This window comes from Collinsella sp. AM29-10AC (assembly GCF_003469085.1).
GTDB lineage: Bacteria > Actinomycetota > Coriobacteriia > Coriobacteriales > Coriobacteriaceae > Collinsella.
The window spans coordinates 1,067-1,511 of record NZ_QSKB01000061.1 but is presented as its reverse complement, the minus strand read 5'-3'; the positions used below and the strand labels follow the sequence as shown (position 1 = coordinate 1,511).

At 67.9% G+C, this 445-nt stretch carries 1 protein-coding gene; it reads left to right on the top strand.

Annotation, left to right across the window (positions count from 1 at the left end; genetic code table 11):
* Positions 1–61: 61 nt before the first annotated feature.
* Positions 62–445, top strand: a 384-nt coding sequence (locus DW754_RS10795; protein WP_233540194.1) for a helix-turn-helix domain-containing protein, incomplete at its 3' end; no start/stop codon positions are given.

Sequence of the window (445 nt, the reverse complement as noted above, 5' to 3'; positions counted from 1 at the left end):
TGAACTGCATCCCATTTCTTGGACTTTGAAATTAAGGTTCGAGAAAAGGGAGGCATCGGAAATGCCCCGCAGGAAGAAGGCAAGATACGGTCGCGAGATGAGGGCACGCGCCGCCGACCTGTTCGAGGCCGGCCTCGGCTTCGAACTCGCGGCCAAGATGCTCGACGTTCCCGCCCCGGCGGTGAGAAAATGGCTCTACGCGTACCGGGCAACCGGGAGGAAGGGGCTGATCGGGATGGGCGAGAGCCGCAGGACCTACGACATGGAGACCAAGCTCGCCGTCGCGAGGGCCGTCGTGGACGAGGGGATGCCGCGGTCGGAGGCGATGGCCCGCTTCGGTATCGCCGCCGCCACATCGCTCGACCGCTGGTGCAGGCTGTACCGCGAGGGCGGGCCGGAGGCGCTCGAGCCGGGACGCCGCGGCAGGCCGGAGGGCCCCGGGGGG